This is a genomic window from Aureimonas sp. Leaf427 (assembly GCF_001425485.1).
In the GTDB taxonomy this organism is placed as follows: Bacteria; Pseudomonadota; Alphaproteobacteria; order Rhizobiales; family Rhizobiaceae; genus Plantimonas.
On sequence record NZ_LMQW01000012.1, the window covers coordinates 202,049 to 227,544 of the forward strand.

Annotated in this window: 23 protein-coding genes and 1 riboswitch; of the genes, 13 read left to right on the plus strand and 10 right to left on the minus strand. The window is 71.1% G+C overall.

The window, feature by feature from the left end:
- Positions 1-19: 19 nt before the first annotated feature.
- Positions 20-1,036 (minus strand): nicotinate-nucleotide--dimethylbenzimidazole phosphoribosyltransferase, encoded by a 1,017-nt coding sequence (cobT, locus tag ASG62_RS09120; protein ID WP_056688119.1) that lies wholly within the window; start codon positions 1,034-1,036, stop codon positions 20-22.
- A gap of 176 nt (positions 1,037-1,212) precedes the next feature.
- Here cobT and cobS point away from each other — a divergent pair, with 176 nt between their 5' ends.
- Positions 1,213-1,986 carry an adenosylcobinamide-GDP ribazoletransferase gene (gene cobS, locus ASG62_RS09125; protein ID WP_056688122.1) on the plus strand — a complete coding sequence of 258 codons (774 nt, stop codon included), beginning with the start codon at positions 1,213-1,215 and terminating at the stop codon, positions 1,984-1,986.
- Here the strand turns inward: cobS and cbiB are convergent.
- Both cbiB and ASG62_RS09135 read right to left on the minus strand, forming a co-directional pair.
- Positions 1,976-2,917, minus strand: coding sequence for an adenosylcobinamide-phosphate synthase CbiB (gene cbiB, locus ASG62_RS09130; protein ID WP_056688123.1), 942 nt, complete (start codon positions 2,915-2,917; stop codon positions 1,976-1,978). The two genes, cobS and cbiB, sit on opposite strands and share 11 nt — an antisense overlap.
- 14 nt (positions 2,918-2,931) lie before the next feature.
- Positions 2,932-4,218 (minus strand): cobyrinate a,c-diamide synthase, encoded by a 1,287-nt coding sequence (locus tag ASG62_RS09135; protein WP_056688125.1) that lies wholly within the window; start codon positions 4,216-4,218, stop codon positions 2,932-2,934.
- A gap of 62 nt (positions 4,219-4,280) precedes the next feature.
- On the opposite strand from ASG62_RS09135, the gene ASG62_RS09140 reads away from it, so the two are divergent.
- Positions 4,281-5,411: a cobalt-precorrin-5B (C(1))-methyltransferase gene (locus ASG62_RS09140; protein ID WP_056688128.1), complete on the plus strand. Its 1,131-nt coding sequence runs from the start codon at positions 4,281-4,283 to the stop codon at positions 5,409-5,411.
- A complete protein-coding gene (locus tag ASG62_RS09145) occupies positions 5,401-6,210 on the plus strand; it encodes a cobalt-precorrin-6A reductase (protein WP_082536874.1) in 810 nt (269 codons plus the stop codon). Before ASG62_RS09140 ends, ASG62_RS09145 begins: the two co-directional genes overlap by 11 nt.
- On the opposite strand, the gene cobM is transcribed toward ASG62_RS09145, so the two are convergent.
- The 3 genes from cobM to cobI are packed head-to-tail and all read right to left on the minus strand — an operon-like array spanning position 6,140 to position 9,467.
- Positions 6,140-6,916 carry a precorrin-4 C(11)-methyltransferase gene (cobM, locus tag ASG62_RS09150; RefSeq protein ID WP_056688132.1) on the minus strand — a complete coding sequence of 259 codons (777 nt, stop codon included), beginning with the start codon at positions 6,914-6,916 and terminating at the stop codon, positions 6,140-6,142. The genes ASG62_RS09145 and cobM overlap by 71 nt on opposite strands.
- Positions 6,913-8,736 (minus strand): precorrin-3B C(17)-methyltransferase, encoded by a 1,824-nt coding sequence (gene cobJ, locus ASG62_RS09155; protein WP_056688133.1) that lies wholly within the window; start codon positions 8,734-8,736, stop codon positions 6,913-6,915. The genes cobM and cobJ overlap by 4 nt, the downstream gene beginning before the upstream one ends.
- Positions 8,733-9,467 carry a precorrin-2 C(20)-methyltransferase gene (gene cobI / locus ASG62_RS09160; protein WP_056688136.1) on the minus strand — a complete coding sequence of 245 codons (735 nt, stop codon included), beginning with the start codon at positions 9,465-9,467 and terminating at the stop codon, positions 8,733-8,735. Before cobI ends, cobJ begins: the two co-directional genes overlap by 4 nt.
- A 47-nt stretch (positions 9,468-9,514) precedes the next feature.
- Here cobI and ASG62_RS09165 point away from each other — a divergent pair, with 47 nt between their 5' ends.
- Both ASG62_RS09165 and ASG62_RS09170 read left to right on the plus strand, forming a co-directional pair.
- Positions 9,515-9,805: a BrnT family toxin gene (locus ASG62_RS09165; protein WP_056688143.1), complete on the plus strand. Its 291-nt coding sequence runs from the start codon at positions 9,515-9,517 to the stop codon at positions 9,803-9,805.
- Positions 9,795-10,088: a BrnA antitoxin family protein gene (locus tag ASG62_RS09170; protein WP_056688146.1), complete on the plus strand. Its 294-nt coding sequence runs from the start codon at positions 9,795-9,797 to the stop codon at positions 10,086-10,088. Before ASG62_RS09165 ends, ASG62_RS09170 begins: the two co-directional genes overlap by 11 nt.
- A gap of 61 nt (positions 10,089-10,149) precedes the next feature.
- Here ASG62_RS09170 and ASG62_RS09175 read toward each other — a convergent pair whose 3' ends face one another.
- From ASG62_RS09175 to ASG62_RS09185, 3 genes are all read right to left on the minus strand, one after another.
- On the minus strand, positions 10,150-11,361 hold the full coding sequence (locus ASG62_RS09175) for a bifunctional cobalt-precorrin-7 (C(5))-methyltransferase/cobalt-precorrin-6B (C(15))-methyltransferase (RefSeq protein WP_056688149.1): 1,212 nt from the start codon (positions 11,359-11,361) through the stop codon (positions 10,150-10,152).
- Positions 11,358-12,050: a precorrin-8X methylmutase gene (locus ASG62_RS27545; RefSeq protein WP_274532614.1), complete on the minus strand. Its 693-nt coding sequence runs from the start codon at positions 12,048-12,050 to the stop codon at positions 11,358-11,360. Before ASG62_RS27545 ends, ASG62_RS09175 begins: the two co-directional genes overlap by 4 nt.
- An 866-nt stretch (positions 12,051-12,916) precedes the next feature.
- A complete protein-coding gene (locus ASG62_RS09185) occupies positions 12,917-14,137 on the minus strand; it encodes a sirohydrochlorin chelatase (protein WP_056689363.1) in 1,221 nt (406 codons plus the stop codon).
- Positions 14,138-14,400: 263 nt separating this feature from the next.
- Between ASG62_RS09185 and ASG62_RS09190 the strand changes: the two genes are divergently transcribed.
- Together ASG62_RS09190 and ASG62_RS09195 are read left to right on the plus strand one after the other, a co-directional pair.
- Positions 14,401-15,144, plus strand: coding sequence for a TSUP family transporter (locus ASG62_RS09190; RefSeq protein WP_056688151.1), 744 nt, complete (start codon positions 14,401-14,403; stop codon positions 15,142-15,144).
- Between the two features lie 35 nt (positions 15,145-15,179).
- Positions 15,180-16,637, plus strand: coding sequence for a cobyric acid synthase (locus ASG62_RS09195; RefSeq protein WP_244487430.1), 1,458 nt, complete (start codon positions 15,180-15,182; stop codon positions 16,635-16,637).
- Positions 16,638-16,677: 40 nt separating this feature from the next.
- Here ASG62_RS09195 and ASG62_RS09200 read toward each other — a convergent pair whose 3' ends face one another.
- The gene (locus ASG62_RS09200; RefSeq protein ID WP_056688158.1) at positions 16,678-17,535 is read right to left on the minus strand and encodes an SDR family NAD(P)-dependent oxidoreductase; all 858 of its coding nucleotides are present in this window, start codon (positions 17,533-17,535) and stop codon (positions 16,678-16,680) included.
- 96 nt (positions 17,536-17,631) lie between these two features.
- Positions 17,632-17,997: riboswitch (cobalamin riboswitch) on the plus strand.
- A 30-nt stretch (positions 17,998-18,027) separates the two neighbouring features.
- Between ASG62_RS09200 and ASG62_RS09205 the strand changes: the two genes are divergently transcribed.
- From ASG62_RS09205 to cobO, 6 genes are all read left to right on the plus strand, one after another.
- Entirely contained in the window at positions 18,028-18,222 is a 195-nt protein-coding gene (locus tag ASG62_RS09205; protein WP_056688161.1) for a CbtB domain-containing protein, read from the plus strand.
- Positions 18,223-18,516: 294 nt separating this feature from the next.
- Positions 18,517-19,290, plus strand: coding sequence for a CbtA family protein (locus ASG62_RS09210; RefSeq protein WP_056688164.1), 774 nt, complete (start codon positions 18,517-18,519; stop codon positions 19,288-19,290).
- A complete protein-coding gene (gene cobU / locus ASG62_RS09215) occupies positions 19,287-19,832 on the plus strand; it encodes a bifunctional adenosylcobinamide kinase/adenosylcobinamide-phosphate guanylyltransferase (RefSeq protein ID WP_056688168.1) in 546 nt (181 codons plus the stop codon). The genes ASG62_RS09210 and cobU overlap by 4 nt, the downstream gene beginning before the upstream one ends.
- A gap of 5 nt (positions 19,833-19,837) precedes the next feature.
- On the plus strand, positions 19,838-20,923 hold the full coding sequence (gene cobW, locus ASG62_RS09220) for a cobalamin biosynthesis protein CobW (protein WP_056688171.1): 1,086 nt from the start codon (positions 19,838-19,840) through the stop codon (positions 20,921-20,923).
- Positions 20,923-24,840: a cobaltochelatase subunit CobN gene (cobN, locus tag ASG62_RS09225; protein ID WP_056688174.1), complete on the plus strand. Its 3,918-nt coding sequence runs from the start codon at positions 20,923-20,925 to the stop codon at positions 24,838-24,840. The genes cobW and cobN overlap by 1 nt, the downstream gene beginning before the upstream one ends.
- Positions 24,841-24,855: 15 nt before the next feature.
- The gene (gene cobO, locus ASG62_RS09230; protein WP_056688178.1) at positions 24,856-25,494 is read left to right on the plus strand and encodes a cob(I)yrinic acid a,c-diamide adenosyltransferase; all 639 of its coding nucleotides are present in this window, start codon (positions 24,856-24,858) and stop codon (positions 25,492-25,494) included.
- The last annotated feature ends 2 nt before the right edge of the window (positions 25,495-25,496 follow it).

Consider the following 25,496-nt stretch of genomic DNA (forward strand, 5'->3'; position numbering starts at 1 on the left):
GCGGCGGGAAGCCCGGCTCTCAGCCGCGGTCGGTGACGCCGGCCATGGCGAAGGTGGCCATTCCCGTGTGGCAGGCCGCGGCGGCCTTGACGATGCCGGCGGCCAGCGCGGCGCCAGTGCCCTCGCCGAGCCGCATGCCGAGCGCGAGCAGCGGCACCTTGTCCATGCGCTCCAGCGCCTTCACATGGCCGGTCTCCGCCGAGACATGGCCGAAGAGGCAATGGTCGAGCGCGTGCCGGTCCGCCCGGTGGAGCACAGCGGCGGCGGCGGTCGCGACGAAGCCGTCGACGATGACGGGCACGCGCTGGATGCGTGCGGCGAGAATCGCGCCGGCCATGGCGGCAAGTTCCCGGCCGCCCAGACGCCGCAGCACCTCCAGCGGATCGCCGAGATGGTCGGCATGCAGCGCCAGCGCCTTGTCGACGATCGCCGCCTTCAGAGCGATGCCTTTGGCGTCGTGGCCCGTGCCCGGCCCGACCCAGTCGGCGCCCGTGCCGCCGAAGAGGGCGGCCAGCACGGCGGCCGCAACCGTCGTATTGCCGATGCCCATCTCGCCGATGCACAGGAGATCGGGCTCGCCCATCAGGCATTCCATGCCGAAGGCCATGGTCGCGGCGCAGGTGCGCTCGTCCATCGCGGCCTCCTGCGAAATGTCGCCGGTCGGCACTTCGAGCGCGAGATCGAAGATCTTGAGGCCGAGATCATAGGCGGCGCAGATCTGGTTGATGGCCGCGCCGCCGGCCGCGAAATTGGCGACCATCTGCGCCGTCACTTCCGGCGGAAAGGCCGAGACGCCGTGAGCGGCGACGCCGTGATTGCCCGCGAAGACGGCGACCACGGGCCGCGTCACGGCGGGCGCGCGCCCCTGCCAGGCGGCGAGCCATTCGGCGATCTCCTCCAGGCGCCCGAGCGAGCCGAAAGGCTTGGTCAGCTCGGCATCGCGGTGGCGCACGGCATGCTGGGCCGCCGTGTCCGGCCCCGGCATCTGCTTCAGGAGCGCGCGGATATCGTCGAAGGGAAGGCCGGTCGCGGACATGTCGCGTCTCCTCTGGCGCCCGGCGCGGCTTGGCCTGGTCTCTCGACCTCCAACGACATCCGTCCCGCCGCCGCGCGTCTCGTGGTTTGCCGTCTGCTCTAACGCTCGACGCGCGGCGCGTACAGAGGCGCCAGACCGCGAAGACAAGACCGCGGAAGGTCGGCTATGGGACGGTCATGATCGCCGCAACGCTTCGCGCCCTCGCCTTTCTCACGCGCCTGCCGCCCGTCGGCTCCGCCTTCGAGGGCGAGCACCGGCTCGGCGACGACGCGCCGGCCTTTCCGCTGGCGGGGCTGGTGGCCGCCCTTCCCTCGGCCGTGCTTCTCGTCGCGGCCTCGGCGATCGGCCTTTCGCCGCTCGTGGCGGCGATCCTGGCGACAGCGCTGCTCGTCGCCGTGACGGGCGCGCTGCACGAGGACGGGCTCGCCGACGTCGCGGACGGGCTGGGTGGCCATCATGCCAAGGCGCGGGCGCTCGCGATCATGAAAGACAGCCGGATCGGCGCCTACGGCACGCTCGCGCTGATCCTGGCGCTGGCGCTGCGGATCGGGCTCCTCGCGGAGCTGACGGATCGCTCACCTCTCGGGGCAGCCTCGATCCTCCTCGCCTCGGCGGCGGCCAGCCGGGGCGCGATGGCTTGGATCTGGTCGAGCCTGCCTTCGGCGGACCCGAGAGGCCTTGCCGATCGGATGGGCCAGCCGAGCTCCTGCGCCGGGCGCAGGGCGGCGCTGATCGGCATCCTGATTCTCGCCGGACCGGCTCTCGTTCTCGGCGGCCCCTTCGGCGGGGTTCTGCCGCTTCTTCTCGGCACGCTGGCGCTCGGGCAGGTGCGCAAGCTCCTGCAGACGCGCCTCGGCGGCCAGACGGGCGACGGGCTCGGGGCCTGCCAGCAGATCGTCGATCTCGCGATCCTTCTTGGCTTCGCGATCGCCTTCGCCCTCAGAGCATGACGAGAACGCCGATCGCGAGGCCGGCAAGCAGCATATTGCCGAGCCGGGCGAAGAGGACGAGCGCGCGGTCGATATCGCCGGGTTCGGCCTCCATGCGGCCCGCGCCGTTCAGGAACCTCGCCTCGACCTTCATCGCGCCGTAGCGGCGGGGGCCGCCGAGCGCGATGCCGAGCGCGCCGGCGACAGCGGCTTCCGGCCAGCCGGCATTGGGCGAGCGATGCGAGGACGCGTCCGCCAGCGCCACGGCGACGGCGGGGCGAAACCTTCGGCCGGCTGCGAGCGCGAAGAGAAGCGCGGTCAGGCGGGCCGGAGCGAGATTGGCGAAATCGTCCAGCCGCGCCGCCGCCCAGCCGAAGGCGAGATGGCGCTCGCTCTTGTGGCCGATCATCGAGTCCGCCGTGTTCAGGAGCTTGTAGGCGAGAAGGCCGGGCAGGCCGAAGACGAGATAGGCGAGGAAGGGCGCGACGAGCCCGTCCGAGGCGTTTTCCGCTAGACTCTCGATCGCAGCCCGGCAGACGCCGGGCGCGTCGAGCTGGTCGGGATCGCGCCCGACGATCATCGAGACCGCTCGACGCCCACCGGCGAGCCCCTCGGCTCGCAGCGCGACGGCGACGGCCTCGACATGCTCGGCAAGGCTTCGATGCGCGAGGAAGACCGCCGCGACGATGGCCTCCAAGCCCCAGCCGACGGGACCGAGCGCGGCCAAGCCCTGGTGGAGCGCCAGCCCGACCAGGACGGCCGCGCCGAGAAGCGCGAGGATGGAGAGAACGCCGTTGCGGCGCCGGGCCGCGAAGGAAAGGTCCGGGCGATTGAAACGACGATCCGCCCAGGCGATGGCGCTTCCGAAGGCGACGACGGGATGGGGCAGGCGCCGCCAGAGCCAGGGCGGATCGCCGACGAGCCGGTCGAGTAGCGTCGCGGCGAGGAGCATCGCGAGGTGAACGCTCACGGCGCGACGTCGATCAGATGAAGAAAGGAGCCGGCGACGCGGCGTTCGACGAGGCCCATCGTGCCGAGATCCTCGCCGAGCGCGTCTTCCGCCTGGAAGAGCGGCGCGGCCGCCCCTTGCGAGAGGATGGTCGCGTAGTGGAACTCGTGCGCGGTCGCCCGGCCGCCGAAGGGCACGGGCCCGAGCGCCCGCACGCGGCGATAGCCGAGATGGAGGCGGCGCGCGGCAAAGCTCGTCTCCAGCGGCAGAAGGCCGAGCATGGCGTGGCGCTCTCCCGCGGCATCGACGAGACCGCTGCCCAGAACCATGTAGCCGCCGCACTCGCCATAGATCGACGCGCCGCGCGCCGCCGCCGCCTGCATGCCGGCCCGGAAGGCGACGGCATCGGCCAGCCGGCCCGCGTGAAGCTCGGGATAGCCGCCGGGCAGGAACACGGCATCGGCGCCGCCGTCCGGCGCCTCCCCCGCAAGCGGCGAGAAGGGCAGGAGTTCGGCGCCGGCCTCGCGCCAGCCCGCCAGGAGATGGGGATAGGCGAAGGCGAAGGCTTCGTCGCGCGCCACCGCGATGCGCTGGCCGAGCGGCGGCAGGCGCGCCACGCCGGGCGCGGCCGATGCCATGCGCCGTGCGAGAGCCTCCAGCGCCGCCATGTCGGCATGCGCGGCGACCATCTCGGCCGCGCCGGAGACGAAGCGCTCGAGATCGCCGTGCTCGCCAGCCTGGACGAGACCGAGATGGCGCTCGGGCAGATGGAGAGCGGGGGAGCGCGGGACGACGCCGAGAACGGGCAGCCCGATCGGCTCCAGTGCCGTGCGCAGCATGGCCTCGTGCCGCGCCGAGCCGACGCGGTTCAAGAGGAGGCCGGCAAGGGTCAATCCGGGGCGATGATCTCGAAAGCCGCGCACGAGGGCGGCGACGGATTGCGAGACCTTGGCGCAGTCGACGACGAGGAGGCAGGAGAGGCCGAGAAGCTCCGCCAGATCCGCCGAGGAGCCCGTGCCATCCGCCGCTCCGTCGAAAAGCCCCATCATGCCCTCCACGACCAGCGCCTCGCCGCCCGCCTCTGCCGCGAGCGCCCGGATCAGGTCGGGGCGCATGGCGAAGGGGTCGAGATTGAGGGCCGGCCGGCCGGTCGCGGCGGCATGGAAGGCGGGGTCGATATAGTCGGGGCCGGCTTTGGCGGCGGACACGGCGAGGCCGCGATTCTTCAGCGCGCGCAGCAGCGCCAGCGTCAGGACGGTCTTGCCGGAGCCGGAGCTCGGTGCCGCGACGAGAAGACCGCTCATGGCGCGACCCGCCACGGCGCCGGAGGCTTACCGACGGGCCGCGGCGCGCCTATAGAGAGCCCATGGCGGTCGAGCGCGTGGATCAGGGCGGGGACAGGGCGAAGGCGGGGCCGGGCGGCCCGCTCCGGCGCGGCTGGACGACGGGCGCCTGCGCGACGGCCGCGACGAAGGCCGCGCTCTGCGCGCTTCTCACCGGCCACTTCCCCGATCCCGTCGAGATCCTCCTGCCGAAGGGCGAGCGCCCGGCCTTCGCGCTGAACCGCCAGCGGCTCGGCGAGGGCTCGGCCATGGCGGCGATCATCAAGGATGCCGGCGACGATCCCGACGTGACGCATCTGGCCGAGATCGTCTCCACCGTGCGCCTCTTGCCCGCCGGCTCGGGGCTGGTCTTCCGCGCCGGACCGGGCGTCGGCATGGTGACGATGCCGGGCCTGCCGATCCCGCCGGGCGAGCCCGCGATCAATCCGGTTCCCCGCGCCCTGATGCGCGGCGTGGTGGAAGCGCTCGCGGCCGAGCACGGAACGGGAGGCGACGTCGAGATCGAGATTTCCGTCAGCGGCGGGGAGGCGCTGGCGCAGAAGACCTGGAACCCCCGCCTCGGCATCGTCGGCGGGCTCTCCATTCTGGGTACGACGGGGATCGTCCATCCCTTTTCCTGCTCGGCCTGGATTCACTCGATCCATCGCGGCATCGACGTCGCGAAGGCGGCGGGGCTCGCCCATGTCGTCGGCTCCACCGGCTCGACCAGCGAGGATGCCGCGCGCCGGCGCTTTCCCGATCTGCCCGAGATCGCCTATCTCGACATGGGCGACTTCGCGGGCGGGCTGATCAAGTATCTGCGCCTCCATCCCGTGCCGCGCGTGACGATCGCCGGCGGCTTCGCCAAGCTCGTCAAGCTTTCGCAAGGGGCGATGGACCTCCATTCCGGCCGCAGCCAGGTGGACTTCGCCTTCCTCGCCGACCTTGCCGCGAGCATCGATCCGGGCCGGGGCGCCGCCCTTCGCGACAGCCTTCTCTCGGCCAACACGGCCAAGGCCGCGCTCGATCTCTCCGCCGCGGCCGGGCTCGATCTCGGCCGGGGCGTCGCCGAAGCTGCCCGGGCGCAGGTGCAGGACATGCTGCGCGGCGCGCCGGTCGCGGCCGAGGTGCTCGTCGTCGATCGCGCCGGCGAGGTGGTCGGCCATGCCGGTTGAGACGATCCTGCTCCTCGCGGGCACGGCGGAGGGACACGCGCTCGCCGAGCGCATTGCCGGGGACCGGCCCGAAAGCCGGCTCATCACGTCTCTTGCCGGCCGCACCAAGACACCGCGCCTGCCTGCGGGCGAGGTTCGGATCGGCGGGTTCGGCGGGGTGGAGGCGCTCGCAGCGTTCCTGACCGCGGAGCGCGTGACGCGGCTCGTCGATGCGACGCATCCCTTCGCCGCCGGCATGGCGCGCAACGCGGCCCAGGCGGCCGATCGCACGGGCACGCCTCGGCTGAAGCTGCTGCGGCCGGCCTGGGTGCCGGGCCCAAGCGACCGCTGGCGCGAGGTCTCCTGCCTCGGCGCCGCGCGCGATGCGCTTCCCCCCGGCGCGCGGCCGTTCCTAGCGCTCGGCCGGCAGCATCTGGCGCCCTTCCGGCATCGGAGCGACATCTCGCCGGTCCTTCGCATGGTGGATGCGCCGGAGGAGCCCCTGCCCTTTCCCGCCGAGCTCGTGCTCGGCCTTCCCGGCCTGAATGCGGCCGACGAGATCGCACTCTTCGAGCGATATGGCGTCACGCATCTCGTCTGCCGAAATTCCGGCGGGGCCGCTTCCTTCGCCAAGCTGGAAGCGGCGCGAGCGCTCGGCCTTCCCGTCATCCTGATCGAAAGGCCGAAGCCGCCGGAAGGGCCGCTTGCGGCCGGCATCGAGGAGGTTCTCGCCTGGCTCGGCGAAGGCCTCACGGCGCCGCCTTGCGGCGGGGACGCAGGACATGGACCTGGGTCGGATCGTAGAGATGGGAGTCGATGAACTCCGTCGCGCCCAGCGCCCGGCCGACGAAGATCAAAGCGGTCCGCGTCAGCTTGGCCTCGCGGATGCGGGTGTGGATATCGCCGAGCGTGCCCCGGATGAAGGCCTCGTCCGGCCAGCCGACGCGATAGGCGACGATGACCGGGCAGTCCGGCCCGTAGGCTTCGACCGGCTCCAGCTCGCGCTTGATATGGCCGATATTGCGCACGGAGAGATGGATCGCGAGCGTCGCACCGCTGCGGGCGAGCGTCGCCAGATCCTCGCCCTCCGGCATGGCGGAGGATTTCATGGCCGTGCGCGTGAGGATGACGGTCTGGCAGACCTCCGGCACGGTCAGCTCCAGCTTCAGCGCCGCCGCCGCCGCCGCGAAGGCGGGGACGCCGGGGGTCACGTCGAAGGGAATGCCGAGCGCCTCCAGCCGGCGCATCTGCTCGGCCGTCGCGCCATAGAGCGAGGGATCGCCGGAATGGACGCGCGCGACGTCGAGGCCGGCCTCGTGCGCCGCCGCCATTTCCGCCACGATCTCGTCGAGCGTCATCGGCGCGGTGTCGAGGACGCGGGCGCCGGAGGGCGCGGCCGCGACGATGGCCTCGGGCACGAGCGAGCCGGCGAAGAGGCAGACCGGGCAGGCCTCGATCAGCCGGAGGCCGCGAACCGTGATGAGATCGGGGGAGCCGGGACCGGCGCCGATGAAATGAACGGTCATGCCGCGCTCTCCTTGAGGACCGCAAGGCCGCTGCCGGACTTGTCGGCATAGCCGCGCGGCGTATAGGCCCAGCGCCTGCCGTCGCCGGTCGTCAGCGCCCGCGTCTCGGAGGAGCCGACGATGACGACGGTCAGCATGTCGACCTCCTCGATATCCAGCCGGGCCAGCTCGACGATGCGCACATGCTCGCCCTCGCGCCCGAGATTGGTGGCGAGGATGACGGGCGTCTCGGCGGGGCGATGGCGCAGCAGAACGTCGCGCGCATAGGCGAGCTGCGTGCGCCGGCGCTTGGAGACGGGGTTGTAGAAGGCGATGACGAAGTCGCCCTCCGCCGCCGCCTTCACCCGCCGCTCGATGGCCGGCCAGGGCGTCAGGAGATCGGAGAGCGAGATCGTGCAGAAGTCGTGGCCGAGCGGCGCGCCGGCCCGCGCGGCGGCGGCCTGAAGCGCCGAGATGCCGGGCGAGACCTCCACCGCGATGCGCCGGGCCGCAGGCGAAACGCCGCCTCTGTCGAGAAGCTCGAAGACGAGCGTCGCCATGGCGTAGATGCCGGCATCGCCCGAGCAGACGAGCGCGACCGAGCGCCCCCCGCCCGCCAGTTCCATCGCATGGCGCACGCGCTTCTCCTCGTCGCCGAGCGGGAAGTCGTGCCGCGCCTTGCCGGTCGCGAGGGGGCCGAGGAGATCGAGATAGAGCGAGTAGCCGACGAGATCGCTCGAAGCCTCCACCATCGCGGAGACCTCCGGCGAGCGCCACTCGGCGCCCCCCGGCCCGATGCCGACGACGAAGAGCCGGCCCCGCGCGCGGCCGAAGCCGAGCGGATCGACCGGTGCGGGCGCCTTGGCGAGGGCGGCGGTGACGCGCGCGCCCTTGCGCTTGGCGACGATCAGCGCGCCGGCCGGCCCGGTGCCGGCAAGCGCCGCGCCTTCGCTGACGCCATGGCAGCCGGTCTCGGCGAAGACGATGTCGGACGGGTGGGCCAGCCGCGGCGATTCGGCTTCGAGGGTGGCGGCGTCGAAGAAGCGGGCGGGCACGCCGAAATGCGCGGCGACGGCATGGACGGCGGCCTCGTCGGCCTTCAGGTCGATCGAGACGACGGCGGCGAGCGACAGCCGGCTGACCTTCGCCTCCGCCAGCACGGTTTCGGCCAAGGCGATGGCGTCTCCGGCCGGCGCTCCGCGCTCCGTGCCGATGCCGAGAACGAGGGTCGCCGGGCGATAGAGCAGCTCGCGTGGCGCGGGGTCGCAGGCCTCCTCGGTGATGCGGAGCGTGACGCGGCCGTCGTCGGAGACAGGGATCTTCGAGGCGGCAAGCCAGGGTGCGTCGCCCTCGATCCAGGCCTCTTCGCCCGCCACGAGATCGGCCATGACGGATTTGGCGTCCCCCACATTCTCCAGCCGCCAGCCGGCGGGTGGGGCATCGAGGGCGATGCCGAAGCGCAGGTCGCCCGCCGTCGTGATGGCGGGTGAAACGCCCAGCGCCGCGGCGATGCGGCGCGCCAGATCGTTCGCGCCATGGTGCCCGCCGAGCAGCGGAACGACGGCCGAGCCGTCCTCGGCGATGGCGAGCACCGGAGGCTCGGCACTCTTGTCTGCCAGCAGAGGCGCGAGGATGCGGATCACGGCGCCCGAGGCCATCAGCGCGAGGATCGGCCGACCTTCGGCAAAGAGCGCGGCAAGATGCGGCGCGGTCGCCGCAAAGCTCCGGTCGGCGCCCTCGACGCGGGTGGTCAGGCCGTGGACCTCGCCGCCCGTCAGCGCGGCGAGGCGCCGTGCGAGCGGCAGGGCGGAGGGCGAGAGAACGACGATCGCGGGCTTCATCGGGCGCCTTCCATCTGGCGGGCAAGGCCGAGCAGTGCCGGCTCGGCGCCGCGATAGCCGAGGATCAGCGAGAAATACGGCGTCTCCGCCGGTGCGTCGGATAGCGGGCTCAGGCGCTCACCGGCCTGGGTCGCGCGCTCGACATAGGTCGCGTTCGCCTCCAGTCCGAGGCGGGCGAGAAGGGCGCGGATGCGGGCCATGTGGCGGCCGAGCTTCATGATGACGAAGCCTTCCGCCCGCTCCAGCAGCGCCTCGATCGCCTCGTCGCCCAGCGGCGCCGGAATGACGGTCAGCACGTCGTTGCGCGCCACCAGCGGGCGCAGCGCAAGGGCGGCCGCCGCGTTGATGGAGGACACGCCGGGAACGATCTCCACGGGATGGTGCGCGGCGAGCCGCTCGAAGAGATACATGAAGGACCCGTAGAAGAAGGGATCGCCCTCGCAGAGGACGGCGACGTCGCGGCCGGCCTCCAGACAAGCGGAAATGCGCCCGGCCGCCGCATCGTAGACCTCGCGCGCCGGCGCACGGTCGACGCGCATGGGCACGAGGATCTCGATCTCCTCCTGCCCGCCTGGCAGATGGGCCTCGACGATGCGCCGGGCGATGCTCGGCCCGCTGTCGGAAGCGGGATAGGCGATGACCGGCGCGGCACGCAGGATGCGCAGCGCCTTCAACGTCAGAAGCTCCGGATCGCCCGGCCCGACGCCGAGCCCGTAGAGACGGCCCGTCATGCGACGCACCTCTTGATGACGAGAGTTTTCGTAGCTACAAATTCACCATGGACGGACAGCGCTTCGACTGGGACCCTGTGAAGGCGGAGAGCAATCTTCGCCGGCATCGCGTTTCGTTCGAAGCCGTCCGGTCTTTCGACTTCGAGGCGGCGATGATCGTCGCGGATGATCGGGACGACTACGGCGAACTTCGTTGGCAGGCGACGGGACCGATCGGCCTGCGTGTCCACGTTCTCGTCTATACGATGCGCGGAGATACGCTCCGCGTCATCTCGCTTCGCAAAGCCAATGACAGGGAGATCAGAACCCATGAACGCTACGTCCTCAATGAGCCCTGAAGCCCGTCGCCGCGCGCTGGCCGCCATCAAGGCGTCCCTGGAAGACCTGACACCCGAGGAGGACGCCGAGATCACGGCCGCCGCCGAGGCCGATCCCGACGCCCGGCCCTTCACCGACGAGGAATATGCCAGGGCCCGCCGCATCGGGCGTCCGCCGGCCGAAAACCCGAAGAAGCTCGTCAGCGTCCGCCTGGATGCCGACGTGCTGGCGCGGCTGAGGGCGGACGGCGCCGGCTGGCAGACGCGCATGAACGCGCTCCTGCGTAACTCCCTCGGGATCTGACGCGGATCCGGCCGGATGGATACCGCGGCGTGGGCGACGACGGGAACAGGGTTCCGCCCGCTCATGCCGGAGCCTTCGTCAAGTGCCAGTGCGCCACGGTCATGGAGGGCTTGAAGCCGCGATAGGGGCCGACGGGTTCGGCCTTCTCCACTGCGACGCGCATGAGCTCGCCGCCGTGCTCGGCATGAAGGCCGGTCAGGATGGCCTCCGATTCCAGCGTCACCGCATGGGCGACGATGCGACCGCCCGGCCTCAGCGCGGCGAAGGCGGCGTCGAACACGCCATCGGACAGGCCTCCGCCGAGGAAGACGGCGTCCGGCGCCTCCAGGGCCGCGAAGGCATTGGGCGCATGGCCGGCGACGATCTGGAGTTCGGGCACACCGAAGGCCGCCGCGTTCTCCGCGATCATCCGGCGCCGCGCCTCGACCGGCTCGATGGCGAAGGCGCGCAGACCCCGGCCGGCGCGCAGCCATTCGACCGAGATCGAGCCGGACCCCGCGCCGACATCCCAGAGAAGATCGCCCGGCATCGGCGCGAGGGCCGCGATGGCGAGCGCGCGCAGGACGCGCTTGGTCATCTTGCCGTCGTGGATGAAGCTCTCGTCGGGAAGGCCCGGCACCATCGGGCGAGGCTCGGCGGCGCGGCCGGGCCGGCAGAGAACCGCGACCGTGTTGAGATCGGCGACCTCGCCGAGATCGAAATCCCCCGCGCTCGTCTCGCGCACGCGCTCCTTCGGCCCGCCCATATGCTCCAGAACGGTGAGCCGGCTTGGCCCGTAGCCACGCGAGGTGAGAAGCCGCGCCAAAGCGCGCGGGCTCTCGCCGCCTTCGGAGAGGACGAGGAGCCGCGCATCCGGCTGGAGATGGCGCGTCACGGCCTCGAGCGGACGGCCGTGGACGGTCAGGCAGATCGTTTCCTCCAGCGGCCAGCCGAGGCGGGCGGCGGCCAGCGAGAAGGCCGAGGGCGCGGAGAGGACGCGCATCTCCTCCGCCGGAAAGGAGCGCGCGAGCGTCGCGCCGACGCCGAACCACATGGGATCGCCGGTGGCGAGCACGACGGTCGGCTGGCCCCTGCGCTCGGCGATGGCGTCGAGGGAGCGTGCGAAGGGCTGTAGCCATTCCACGCGGCGCGCCCGGTGCTCGCCCAGCATGGCGAGATGGCGCTTGCCGCCGAAGATCGTCGTCGCCGTGCCGAGGGCGGCGCGCGCTTCCGGCGTCAGCGTGGCGAACCCGCCGTCGCCGATGCCGACGATCGTCAGCCAGCGCGGACTCATGCGATGCCTCCGGCGAGACCGGCGGCGAGCGCGTTGACGGCGGCCGAGGCCAGCGCGGAGCCGCCGCGCCGGCCATGGACCGTGACGAAGGGAATGCCGCGCGAGTGGCGCGACAGTTCGGCCTTCGATTCCGCCGCGCCGACGAAGCCGACGGGCAGGCCGAGGATGACGGCCGGGCGCGGGGCGCCCCGATCCAGCCGCTCGAGCAGCCGAAAGAGCGCGGTCGGCGCGTTGCCGATGGCGACGACCGCGCCTTCCAGCGCATCGTCCCAGAGATCGACCTGCGCGGCCGAGCGAGTCGTCTCCAGGCGCGCCGCGAGCGGGGCGACGGCCGGATCGTTCAGCCGGCAAAGAATAGCGTTTCCAGCAGAAAGATGTCGCCGGATGATGCCGTGGACGACCATCTCGGCGTCGCAGAGGATCGGGCGACCCGCCGCCAGCGCCGCACGTCCGGCCTCCACGGCGCCGGTCGAGACCTCAAGATCGCCGAGGAGATCGGGCATTCCGCAGGCATGAACGAGCCGGATCGCGAGATCGCGCGCCTCCTCCGGCACGCGCGACAGATCGGCTTCCGCCCGGATCGCGGCGAAGCTCGCGGCATAGATCGCGGCGGGATCGCGGAGATAGCGAAGGGGTTCGGGGACAGGCGCCGCCTCCGGTACATCCGTCGCGAAGCCGGGGCTTCCGATGCCGAGAATCCAGCCCTCCTCGGAGAGGACGGCGTCATGGTCGTCGTCGGCAAGCCCCTCGGGACGCGCCATCATCTCCGCCAACTGCCCCCGCGCATCCGCCTTGGCGAAGCCCTCGGCCAGGGTCTCGACCTGAGCTTCATCGAGACAGGATCGCCCCTCGATCGCGACCGGGAAGAGCGACGGATAGATTTCCGCGATGATGCAGGGCGCGGCGGGACGATCCGCGAAGCCGGTCTCGAACGGCCAGACCGCGACATGCTCGCGCAGGTCGGGCTCGGCGAGCAGCGCTTCGAGGCGCGCGATGCCGAGAAGCGCCTGGCTCCCGACGCTGCCGGCATAGGCCAGCTTCCAGACCGGCTGGGCCCGCGGCGCCCGCAATTCGCAATGTCGCCGTTCGGCGATCGTGCCGGGATAGGGAACCGGCTTCGTGATGGAAAGGCCCGCGATGTCGAGATGGGAGGGCCGGCCCCAGAACATCGGGCCGTCGGCGAAGGCCGTCCGGTTCAGCCGTCCCGCCACTTCGAACCGGTTGGACGTGTTGTCGTCGCGGTCGCGGATCAGCGAGGCGATCTGCCGCCAGAGCGAGCGCCAGTCGGCGCCGCCGCCGAGCTTGGCCGCCGTGCCCTTCGGATAGCCCAAGGGAAAGTCGAAGCCGAGCAGAAGCCGGGCGCCGTCCTCGACCGCGGACCGGATCTCGGCCTCCACGATCTCCATCGCCTCGTGCCGCGTGCGGGGATTGCGGCTCGGCTGAAGCGCGACGCTCCGTCCCTCGCGCTCGGCCCGTCCGATCCAGATGGAATCCTTGCCGCCGGTCGGCGTGTTCGAAGCCGACCAGTCCACCATCACATATCGATCGAAACGGCTCATCGCCTCGCCATGGAACGCGGGCCGAGCGGATGGTCGGCATGGGGATAGGGGTGGTGGACGTGATCGTGGGCGCCATGGTCATGGCCATGGGCGGCAGCGGGGCCGTGGGAATGGCCATGGTCATGGCCGTGATCGTGATCGTGCCCGTGCGCGTGGTCATGAACGTGCCCGTGCGCGGCGGCGTGGTCGTGGTGATGGTGGCCGTGATCCGAGCCGTGCGGGTGGTCGTGGTCGTGGGCATGACCATGCGCATGATCCTGCCCATGCCGGTGATCGGCCAGCGCCTTGGCGGGCGCGGTCTTGCAGGCGCCGGTGCAGGCGCGGTCGCAGAGCGTGCAGTCGGCGGAGGAGCCGATGCCTTCGACATGGTGGTGGTGGCTCTCCTGCGGCAAGCCGACCTCCGCCTCGAAGCCCAGCACCTGCTCGCGGTATTTGCACATGCCGCAGTTCATGTTGTTCGTGCCGTCGAGGATCTCGTGAAGACGGTCCACGAAGGTCTCGACCACGAGATCGTGCGCGCCGAGATAGGGCGCCTTCAGGAAGGCGATCTCGGGATGGCGCGCCGCGACGATGTCGGTCTCGTCGAAGATCCGGCGCACGAGGACGCCGGTGAAGAGGAAATACGGGAAGACGACGATGCGGCGGTAGCCGAGGCGGCTGGCGTGTTCGAGGCCGGGGCCGACCAGCGGGAAGGTGACGCCGGAATAGGCCGTCTCGCCCCAGCCGAAGCCGAGGCCCTCCCAGAGCATGCGCATGACCTTGGCGACGTTGGAATTGGCGTCGGGATCGGAAGCGCCGCGGCCGACGACGACGAGCATCGTGTCGTGCAGCGGCTCGCCGTCGCGCCAGCCGTTCGCCCGCAGGCATTCCCGAATGCGCTCGCCGGCGGCGCGGATCATCTTCGGGTCGATGCCGAGCTCGCGCCCGTAGTCGATGGGAAGGCCGTTCGCGGCGGCATAGGTGTTGAGGACGGAAGGGATGTCGTTCTTGGCGTGGCCGGCGGCGAACAGCATGCCGGGCAGCGCGAGCACGCGCCGCGCGCCGCCTTCGCGCAGGCGGTCGAGCCCCTCGCGGATCACGGGCCGGGCGAATTCGAGATAGCCGTGCTCGACCGTCCAGTCGGGCAGGCGCTTCACGAGCTTGGCCGCAAGGCCGGAGAATTCCTCCATCGCGGCGGCATCCCGGCTGCCATGGCCGCAGAGCATCAAAGCGTTCATCATCGTCTCCTCCGTTCAACATCGCCGGAGGAGCGCCGGAGGCCGATGCCTCGAGCGGACCGATCCGACAGCTTCCGTCCTGGCCCCCTGCTTGGGTCGGCCTCACCGGAATCGCTGGAGAGCCCCCTTCGGGGCACCGTCAGTACGGCAACGGGTAAACAGCACGGAAGGCCTGCCGTCAAATCCCGGGCGCTGGCCGTTCAAGCGCTTTCCAAAGCGGGCGGAGCGGGATAGGCAGCAGCCACGCCGCCGGAACATAGCCCATGCTCACCGAGACCTTCCTCCTCCTCGTCGCGGCCGGCTTTCTCGCCGGCTTCATCGACGCGATCGCGGGCGGGGGCGGGCTGATCACCGTGCCGGCGCTCCTCATCGGCGGCGTCGATCCGCTGACGGCGCTCGGCACGAACAAGCTGCAGTCGCTCTTCGGCTCCGGCTCGGCCTCGCTCGCCTATGCGCGCAAGGGCCATGTCGATCTGAAGAAGCTCGGGCCGACCGCCCTCCTCTCCTTCGCCGGGGCGGTTCTCGGCGCGCTCGGCGCGCAGGTGCTCTCGACGGACGTGTTGAAGACGATCCTTCCCGCGCTCCTCATCGCCATCGCGCTCTTCTTCGCCTTCAAGCCGGGCCTCTCCGACGAGGATGCCGGGCGGCGCCTCTCGCCGGTCGTCTTCGCGCTCGTCGTGGTGCCGCTGATCGGGGCCTATGACGGGCTGTTCGGGCCGGGCACGGGCTCCTTCTTCATGCTCGCCTTCGTCACGCTGGCGGGCTTCGGCGTGTTGAAGGCGACCGCCCACACCAAGCTTCTCAACTTCGCCTCCAATGTCGGCGGCTTCGTCGTCTTCGCCGCGACGGGCGGCGTCCTCTGGAAGCTCGGCCTTGCCATGGGCGTCGCGCAGTTCGTCGGCGCAAGGGTCGGGGCGGGATTTGCCATGCGCTTCGGCTCGAAGATCATCCGGCCGCTTCTCGTCGTCACCTGCCTTGCGCTGGCGACCAAGCTGCTTCTGGGATGACGGCCCGCCCATCCGGGCAGAGGCCCGCCGCGATCATGCTCCAGGGCACGGGATCGGATGTCGGCAAGACCGTGCTCGTCGCCGGGCTCTGCCGGCTCTTCACGCGGCGGGGCCTTCGCGTGCGCCCCTTCAAGCCGCAGAACATGTCGAACAATGCCGCCGTCGCCGCCATTCCCGGCAGCGCGGACATGGGCGAGATCGGGCGGGCGCAATGGCTCCAGGCGCTCGCCTGTTCCGTCGCGCCCGACGTGCGGATGAACCCTGTGCTTCTCAAGCCGCAATCGGAGACGGGCTCGCAGATCGTCGTCGCCGGCCGCGTCGCCGGCCAGGCCAGCGGGCGCGACTATCAGCGGCTGAAACCGGACCTGCTCGGCCGCGTGCTGGAGTGCTTCTCCTCGCTTTCGCAGGACGCCGATCTCCTGATCGTGGAGGGCGCGGGCTCGCCGGCCGAGATCAACCTTCGCGCCGGCGACATCGCGAACATGGGCTTTGCGACGGCGGCGAACGTGCCGGTCGTCCTCGTCGGCGATATCGACCGGGGGGGCGTCATCGCCTCGCTCGTCGGCACGCACACGGTGCTGGAGGAGGCCGACCGGGCGATGATCCGGGGCTTCATCGTCAACAAGTTCCGCGGCGACGTCTCGCTCTTCGACGAGGGGCTCTCAGCCGTCACGCGCTTCACCGGCTGGCCGGCGCTCGGCACCGTGCCGCATCTTCCCGCCGCCGCGCGTCTGCCGGCGGAGGATTCGGTCGCGCTGGAGCGGCTCGGCCGGCAGACTCCGGGCGCGCTGACGGTGGCCGTGCCGATGCTCGGGCGGATCGCGAACTTCGACGATCTCGACCCTTTGGCGGCCGAGCCCGGCGTGGAGGTCGTGTTCGTGAAGGCCGGCGAGACGCTGCCGGAGCGCGCCCGGCTCGTGCTGATCCCCGGCTCGAAATCGACCATCGCGGACCTCGCCGCCTTCCGCGCGGCCGGCTGGGACCGCGACCTCGCCGCCCATGCCGCGCGCGGCGGGCAGATCGTCGGGCTCTGCGGCGGCTATCAGATGCTGGGGCGGCGGGTGCTCGACCCGCACGGGATCGAGGGCTCCGAGCGCGAGGCCGAAGGGCTCGGCCTGCTCGACGTCGAGACCGTGATGGCGCCGGAGAAGACGGTGCGCGAGGTCTTGGCCGAAACGCCGGAGGGCGAGGCGCTGACCGGCTACGAGATCCATCTCGGCCGCACGACCGGCCCCGACTGCGCGCGGCCGGTCGTCTTTTCCGGCGGCGTGCCGGACGGGGCGCGGAGCGCGGACGGGCGGATCTTCGGCACCTATCTCCACGGCCTCTTCACCGCCGACGGCTGGCGCCGTCGCTTCCTGGCCGGCCTCGGACACGATGTCGCCGCGCGCGACCACCGGGCCGGCGTCGAAGCCGCGCTCGACGCGCTGGCCGACGCGCTGGAAACGCATCTCGACACCGACCGCCTGCTGGCGATCGCGCGGACGCGGTAGCGGTTCCGCGCAGGCGCGTCAGCGGTTCCGCGCGGGAACGTCAGGCCTTCGTCCTCTCCGCCAGGAAGGCCTTGAACTCGGCGTCGTAGCCGCCGTGCCAGCGCGACAGCGGCGGGCGGTTGTCCACGATGTCGCCGGCCGCCCAGAGAATGCGCGCCTCGTCCATCTCGCGCGTCACCTCGCCGTCGGGACAGAGGATGTAGAAGTCGCCGGCGGCGATGCGCTCCAGCATGAAGTCGGCCGTCTCGTCGGGCGTCCAGGCGCCGGCGGGCTTCTCGGTGCGGCCCTTGGCGGTGAGCCTGGTGAAGACGAAGCCGGGGATCAGGAGCTTGGCGGAGATGCGCCCGCCCTCCGTGCCGCGCAGCTCGTGCTCCAGCGCCTCGGTGAAGGCCTTCACGCCGGCTTTGACCACGTTGTAGGCGGGGTCGCCGGGCGGCGTGGTGATGCCCTGCTTGGAGCCGGTGTTGATCACGAGGCCCGGCTCGCCGGAGGCCAGCATGCGCGGCACGAAGGTCTGGCAGCCCGAGACGACGCCGCCGAGATTGACGGCAAGCACGCGCGCCCAGGCCTCCTCGGGGCCGAAGATGCCGCTGCCCGGCTGGATGCCGGCATTGTTCATGAGGACGTTCACGCGCCCGAAGGCGGCAAAGGCCTCGTCGGCCAGCGCTTCCAGCTCTCCGCGCTCGGCGACGTCGACCTTGCGCGCGAGGATGCGGGCCCCGCCCGATGCTGCCGTCCGAAGCTCGGCCGCGGCGCTCTCGAGCGCGGCCTCGTTCGCGTCGGCGATGAGAACGGAGAGCCCGGCCTCGACGAAGCGGCGGGCGCTGGCAAGGCCGATGCCGCCGGCGCCTCCCGTGACGACGGCGGCATGGCCGGGGGCGAGAGCTGGGTGGATCATGGGTCGGGACTTTCGATATCGACTGACTCGGCTGACAGGTAGGCCGGCCTCGCCATCCGTCGATCGCGGGATTCGTTGACAGGGTCTGGAATGCGTCTATCCTCGGCAGTGGATGGTCCGGCGGCGCTGATCTTGCGCCATCGGCTAAGAGGGAATGCGAAGGGACGACCCAATCGGGGTCCCGCGTCGCAGCCGACCCCGCGACTGTAGAGCGGCGAGGTCCTTCCACCCCCGCGATTCGCGTCAGCGAATTCGCGCGGCGACGAACGCTGATCGCGTTTGCGTGGTGACAAATGCCTTCGGCATTTGCGCAGCGACAAGCGCCATCCGCATTTGCGCAGCGACAAATGCCTTCGGCATTTGCGCAGGGGGAAACGCCACTGGCGCCGCAAGGGGCTGGGAAGGCAGGAAGAGACCGACGACCCGCGAGCCAGGAGACCTGCCATCCCTTGGAAAAGGCCGCGATTCCGCGCGCCTTCACGGAGGTTGAGCATGTCCGTTTCCCACACCGCCCCGCATGGGGTCGCAGCGCCCGCCGCTGTCGCCACGTCCACCCGCCTTCTCGCGGGCCTTTCCGCGATGATCCTCGGACTCGTCCTCGTCTGGGGCGCCGGCTTCGCCTCCGCCCAGACCCTGCACGACACCGCCCACGATGTCCGCCACGGCTTCGGCTTTCCCTGCCATTGAGCGTTTGAGCTTCGCTTGAAGCCGCCGATCTCCCCCCTCGAGGGGAAGATGCCTGGCAAGGCAGAGGGGGGCGCCTCGCGAGATGGTCGGATCGCGTGACGTCGTGCTTGGCCTTTCGGTCGCGTGGCGTCGATGGACTTCGACGGCAGCGCTCCTCGGCGCCCCCCCTCTGCCTTGCCAGGCATCTCCCCCTCAAGGGGGGAGATCGGACGCTTCGCCGTATCGCCACGCTTGCCGACGTCGCCGCCCGGCGCCGGCGCAAGCGTTGGATGCCCATCCTGGACGGACCCAACCATGATCACCCGCTACCTTCTCGCCGCGCTCGGCGCCGGCCTTCTCGCAGGGCTTCTCCTCACCCCGATCCAATATGCCCGGATCGTGCCCCTCATCCTCCATGCGGAAACCTACGAGGACGGCGGCGCGCCGCACGAGCACGCATCCGTGCCCGGCCTCGTCGGCACCGCGCAGGCCGGTACGCTCGATGACGCGCCGCTGCTCCTCGCCCATTCCACCGCACCCGGCGAGGCGCACGAGGAAGCCGAGGCACCCGCGCTGGTCGAAAGCCGGCTGCTCGGCACGGTCCTCGCCAATCTCGTCACCGGCTCCGGCTTCGCCCTGATCCTCGCCGCCGTCGGTCTCGTCGCGGGCCGGCCGATCACGGCGGCGAACGGGCTCGTCTGGGGCGCGCTCGGCTTCGGCGTCGTCTCGCTCGCGCCCTCGCTCGGCCTCGCGCCCGAACTGCCCGCCATGCCGGCCGCCGAGCTCGCCGACCGGCAGCTCTGGTGGATCTCGACCGTGGCGCTCTCGGCGCTCGGCGCGGGGCTTCTGATCCTCGGCCGAAAGCCGCTCCTGAAAGTGCTCGGCGTCCTCGCGCTCGTGCTGCCGCAGCTCTACGGCGCGCCGCAGCCGGCGGATCTGACGAGCCCCGTGCCGCCGACGCTGGCGGCCGAGTTCGCGGTCGCCTCGCTCGCCACCTCGCTCGCCTTCTGGCTGATCCTCGGCCTCGCGCTCGGCGTCCTCTTCGACCGGCTGAAGCGCGACGCCGGCCCGGCGGCGGCGCTCGCATGACGCTGCCCGTCCCGATCCTGCGCAACGGCGCGACGCTCGTTCTCGGCGGTGCGCGGTCGGGGAAGAGCCGGTTCGCGGAGGGGCTGATCGAGGCCTCTCCGCTGGACCCGCTCTACATCGCGACCGCGGGCGATCCGGGCGGCGACGCCGAGATGGCCTCGCGCATCGCCGAGCACCGCGCCCGGCGGGGCGCCCGCTGGCGCGACACCGAGGCCCCGCTCGATCTCTGCGGTGCGCTGGAGCGCCACGCGCAGCTCGGCACGGCCGTCCTCGTCGACTGCCTGACGCTCTGGCTAACGAACCTCATGGTCGCCGATCGCGACGTTCCCGCCGAATGCGAGGCGCTGGTCGAGATGCTCTTTCGCGAGCGCTTCTCGCCCGTCGTCCTCGTCTCCAACGAGGTCGGTCTCGGCATCGTGCCGGACAATGCCATGGCCCGCGCCTTCCGCGACCATGCCGGCCGCCTCCACCAATCCATCGCGGCCCGCGCGGGCGACGTCTACTTCGTCGCCGCCGGCCTGCCGCTGAAGCTCAAAGGCTGATCTCCATGCAGAAGACACTCGTGTCGAAGATTCCCGCAACCGTCGTCACCGGCTTTCTCGGCGCGGGCAAGACGACGCTCATCCGCAACCTTCTCCAGAATGCCGGCGGGCGGCGCATCGCTCTGATCATCAACGAGTTCGGCGATCTCGGCGTCGACGGCGACCTCTTGAAGGGCTGCGGTGTGGAGACCTGCCGCGAGGAGGACGTGGTCGAGCTGACGAACGGCTGCATCTGCTGCACCGTCGCCGACGACTTCATCCCGACCATGACGAAGCTTCTGGAGCGCGCCGACCGGCTCGATCATATCGTCATCGAGACCTCGGGCCTCGCCTTGCCGCAGCCGCTCGTCGCCGCCTTCAACTGGCCCGAGGTCAAGGCCCGCGTCACCGTGGACGGCGTCGTCACCGTGATCGACGCCGCCGCGGTCGCCGCCGGGCGCTTTGCCAGCGACGAAGGCAAGCTCGCCGAGCAGCGCGCGGCCGACGAAAGCCTCGACCACGACGATCCGCTGGAGGAGCTCTTCGAGGACCAGATCCGCGCGGCCGATCTCCTGATCCTCAACAAGGCCGATCTCCTCGACCATGCCGGCCTTGCGAGCGTGCGCCGCACGGTGGAAGAGGCGTCCGGCGGGCGCGTCATGAAGATGCTGACCGCCGAGCACGGCAAGCTGCCCGCCGAGATCCTGCTCGGGCTCGGCGCCGGCACGGAGGATCTCATCGCGGACCGCCGCTCGCATCACGAGATCGAGCACGAGGGCGGCGAACCGCACGACCACGACGACTTCGAGAGCTTCGTTGCGGAGGCCGGCGAGGTGTCGAACGTCGCCGGCCTCACGGCAGGACTGAAGGTGCTTCTGGAAGGCCACGACATCCTGCGGCTGAAAGGGTTCGCCGCCGTCGCGGGCAAGCCGGCGCGGCTCGTCGTGCAGGCCGTCGGCCATCGCATCGAGACCTATTTCGACCGGCCCTGGGCGCCGGGCGAGACGCGCGAGACGCGCCTCGTCGTGATCGGCCTGCACGATGCGCTGGACGAGGCCGAGATCTCGGCGACCATCGCAGCGCTCGGGACGACGGCCGCCAAGGCCGCCTGATGCATCTCCTCCTCGCCCGCGCCGGCACGGTGGCGGAGGCCGGCGAGGCGGTCGATCTCGGCCAGTCGCCGGCCGACCTCGTGGTGCTGTCGGCCGCCGACACGGAACTGGCGGCGCTCGCCGGCGCGGCGCGGCGGCTGGGGACGGACGCGCCAACGCTTCGGCTGGCAAACCTCCTGCGGCTCCGCCATCCCATGTCGGTCGACACGTCGATCGAGCGCACGTTCCGCCATGCCAAGCTGATCGTCGTGCGGCTGCTCGGCGGCGCGGGGTACTGGCCCTATGGCTGCGAAGCGCTGCTTTCGCTGGCCCAGCGCACGGGCGTCGCGCTCGCGGTGCTGCCGGGGGACGACAAGCCCGATCCGGGTCTGGATCGGTTTTCGACCGTCTCGACGGCGGATCGCGAGCGGCTCTGGCGCTGCCTCTGCGAGGGCGGGGCGGCGAATGCGGACGGCTTCCTGGCGGGATGCCGGGCGGTGATCGACGGGCGGCCTGTCGAGGCCGAGGCGCGACCGCTGATGAAGGCGGGGGTGCTGGAGCGGGGTGGGGCGGATGCGCCGCGCTCGATGGCGCGCGAGCCGTTTCTCGACCACGGCACTCCCAGTCCCGACCGTCCGACCGCTGCCGTCGTCTTCTACCGCGCCCTCGTTCAAAGCGGGCAGACCGCGCCCGTCGAGGCTCTCTGCGCGGCGCTGGAGGCGGAGGGGTTCGAGGCGCTGCCCGTCTTCGTCTCCAGCCTGAAGGACCCGGTTTCCACCGAGACCCTTCGCGCGATCTTCGCGCGCCGGCCGCCGTCCGTCGTCGTGAACCTCACGGGCTTCGCCGTGTCCTCGCCATCGGGCACGCGGACCCCGACCGTGCTGGAGGAGAACGGCGCGATCGTGCTTCAGGCCGTGTTGTCGGGCGGGCGCGAAGAGGACTGGGCCTCGTCCCTGCGCGGGCTTTCCGGCCGCGATCTCGCCATGAGCGTCGCGCTGCCCGAAGTGGACGGGCGCGTGATGACGCGGGCGGTCGCCTTCAAGGCGGCGGCCGAATGGGACGAGGCGACGGAATGCGAGATCGTCGAGCATCGCGCGGTTCCGGACCGGCTCGCCTTCGTCGCCCGCCTCGCGCGCAACTGGGCGCGGCTGCGGCAGACGCCGGCAAACCAACGCCGCGTCGCGATCCTCCTCGCCAATTATCCGAACCGGGACGGGCGCATCGCCAACGGGGTCGGATTGGACACGCCGGCCGGCACGATCGAAGTGCTCCGGGCGATGACGGCGGCGGGCTACGAGACCGGCGCGATCCCGGCCGACGGCAACGCCCTCGTCGCGCATCTCCTGCAAGGCCCGACCAATGCCGGCTGGCGCGACCGCAAGGTGCGTGAATGGATGGCGCCGGACGCCTATGCGACGGCCTTCGCCGCGCTGCCGGAGAGCGTCCGGCTCGCGGTGACGGAGCGCTGGGGCGCGCCGGAGGCCGATCCGTTCTTCGAGCCGGCGCGCGGCTTCGCGCTGCCGCTCGCGCGGTTCGGCCATGTCATGGTCGGCATCCAGCCGGCGCGCGGCTACAACATCGATCCCAAGGAGACATACCACTCCCCCGACCTCGTGCCGCCGCATCATTACATCGCGACCTACGCCTTCCTGCGCGAGGTCTTCGGCCTCCATGCGATCGTGCACATGGGCAAGCACGGCAATCTCGAATGGCTGCCGGGCAAGGCGCTGGCGCTCAGCCAGGACTGCCTGCCGGAGGCGGTGCTGGGGCCGCTGCCCCATCTCTACCCGTTCATCGTCAACGATCCCGGCGAGGGCACGCAGGCCAAGCGACGCGCCTCCGCCGTCATCGTCGACCACCTGACCCCGCCCCTCACCCGCGCGGAAAGCTACGGCCCCTTGCGCGATCTCGAACGGCTGGTGGACGAGGTCTATGCGGCCGAGGGCGATGTCCGGCGCACCGCGCTTCTGAGGCGACAGATCTTCGATCTCCTCGGCGAAGCGGGAATTGGGGCGGATGCCGGCATCGCCAGAGGGGACACCGGAGACGAGGCGCTGGAGCGGCTCGACGCCTGGCTCTGCGATCTGAAGGAGATGCAGATCCGGGACGGGCTGCATGTCTTCGGCGTCTCGCCGGACGGGCGGCTGCTGACCGATCTCACGGTGGCGCTGGCGCGGCTGCCGCGCGGATACGAGGCGGGGGACGCCTCGCTGCACCGGGCGATCGCGGGGGATCTGGGGCTGGGCGACGCCCCCGCCCGCGACGCGGGCGTCCCCTCATCCGGCCCTTCGGGCCACCTTCTCCCCGCAGGGGAGAAGAAGGAGCCCCGTCCTGCAACGGTCGATGGGACGCGCCATTCTTCTCCCCTGCGGGGAGAAGGTGCCCGGAGGGCGGATGAGGGGCTCTTGCCGCCCCCCTTCGACCCCCTCGACTGCGATCTTTCCGCTCCCTGGGCCGGCCCCCGTCCCCAGCTTCTCCACAGCCTGTCCACCGATGCCTGGCGCACGACCGGCGACACGGTGGAGCGGATCGAACTCCTGGCGGCCGGCCTCGTCTCCGGCGACATCCGGCCGGATATCCACATGCCGTCCACAGCCCGCGTGCTGGAGGCGATCTCCTCCGGGCTCAAGCCGTCCGTGATCGCCTGCGGACCCGCCGAGATCGCAGGGCTTCTGGCCGGGCTCGACGGACGCTTCGTCGCGCCCGGCCCGTCCGGCGCGCCGTCGCGCGGGCGGCCGGACGTGCTGCCGACCGGGCGCAACTTCTTCTCGGTGGACACGAGAGCCGTTCCGACGCCGGCCGCCTGGACGCTGGGCGCGGCCTCGGCCGAGCTTCTCGTCACGCGCCATCTGCAGGACCATGGCGAGTGGCCGGCCGCCATCGGCCTCACCTGCTGGGGCACGGCGAACATGCGAACGGGCGGCGACGATCTGGCGCAAGCGCTGGCGCTGATCGGCGCCAAGCCGGTCTGGGACCTCGCCTCCGGCCGCGTCACCGGCTACGCGATCCGCACGCTCGCCGAACTCGGCCGCCCGCGCGTCGACGTGACCTTGCGCATTTCCGGCTTCTTCCGCGACGCCTTTCCCGACCAGATCGCGCTCTTCGACCGCGCCGCGCGCGCGGTCGGCGCGCTCGACGAGCCGGCGGAGGAGAACCCGATCGCGGCGCGGATGACGGCGGAGAAGACCGCGCTCGAAAGCTCCGGCCTCTCCCCCGCCGAGGCGGACCGGCGAGCCGGCTTTCGCGTCTTCGGCTCCAAGCCCGGCGCCTACGGGGCCGGCCTCCAGGCGCTGATCGACGAGGGCGGCTGGCGCGACGCGGGCGATCTGGCCGAGGGCTATCTCGTCTGGGGCTCCTATGCCTACGGGTTCGAGACGGAGGGCGACGGCGCGCGGGCCGAGTTCGAGGCGCGGCTGTCGCGGCTGGACGCGGTCGTGCAGAACCAGGACAATCGCGAGCACGATCTTCTCGATTCCGACGACTACTACCAGTTCGAGGGCGGCATGACGGCCGCCGCCGAGCATCTCTCCGGCGCGCGGCCCGCGATCTATCACAACGACCATTCGCGGCCCGAGCGGCCCGTGGTGCGCACGCTGGAGGAGGAGATCGCCCGCGTCGTGCGCGCCCGCGTGGTCAATCCCAAATGGATCGCGGGCGTCATGCGCCACGGCTACAAGGGCGCCTTCGAGATGGCGGCGACGGTGGACTATCTCGTCGCCTTCGCCGCGACGACCGGGGCGGTCGCCGATCATCATTTCGATGCGGTGCTTGTCGCCTATCTCCTCGACGAGACCTCGCGCGACTTTCTCATCGCCAACAATGAGCCGGCTTATCGCGAGATGAGCGCCAAGCTTCTGGACGCGATCGACCGCGGCCTCTGGTCGCCCCGGTCGAACTCGGCAAGAATGATGCTCGCCGCCGCAGCCGGCGCACACTGAACAGGACGAACCGACATGGCCGAGATTTCCCCTGCGATCGCCAACCTCACCGAGGAGGAGCTCGACGCGCGCCATGCCGAGAAGATGAAGAAAAAGAAGGCCGCGCGCGACAAGATCCTGGCGACCAAGACCGAGGAGAAGGGCCTCGTCATCGTCCACACCGGCAAGGGCAAGGGCAAGTCCACCGCCGCCTTCGGCCTCGTCTTCCGGGCGCTCGGCAACGGCATGAAGGTCGGCATCGTGCAGTTCGTGAAGGGCAAGTGGGAGACCGGCGAGCGCCAGGCGCTGGAGCGCTTTCCCGGCGAGGTGACGATCACCGCCATGGGCGACGGCTTCACCTGGGAGACGCAGGACCGCCGCCGCGACATCGAGGCGGCGAAGGCGGCCTGGGCGCGGGCGACCGAGCTGATCATGGACGAGGAGCACCAGCTCGTCCTTCTCGACGAGCTGAACATCGTCCTTCGCTACGACTATCTCGACCTCGCCGAGGTGCTGGCGGTGCTGGCGAAGAAGCCGCCCATGAAGCACGTCGTCATCACCGGGCGGAACGCCAAGGAGGAGCTGATCGAGTTTGCCGATCTCGTGACCGAGATGGAGGCGATCAAGCATCCCTTCCGCTCCGGCATCAAGGCGCAGCGCGGCATCGAATTCTAAGA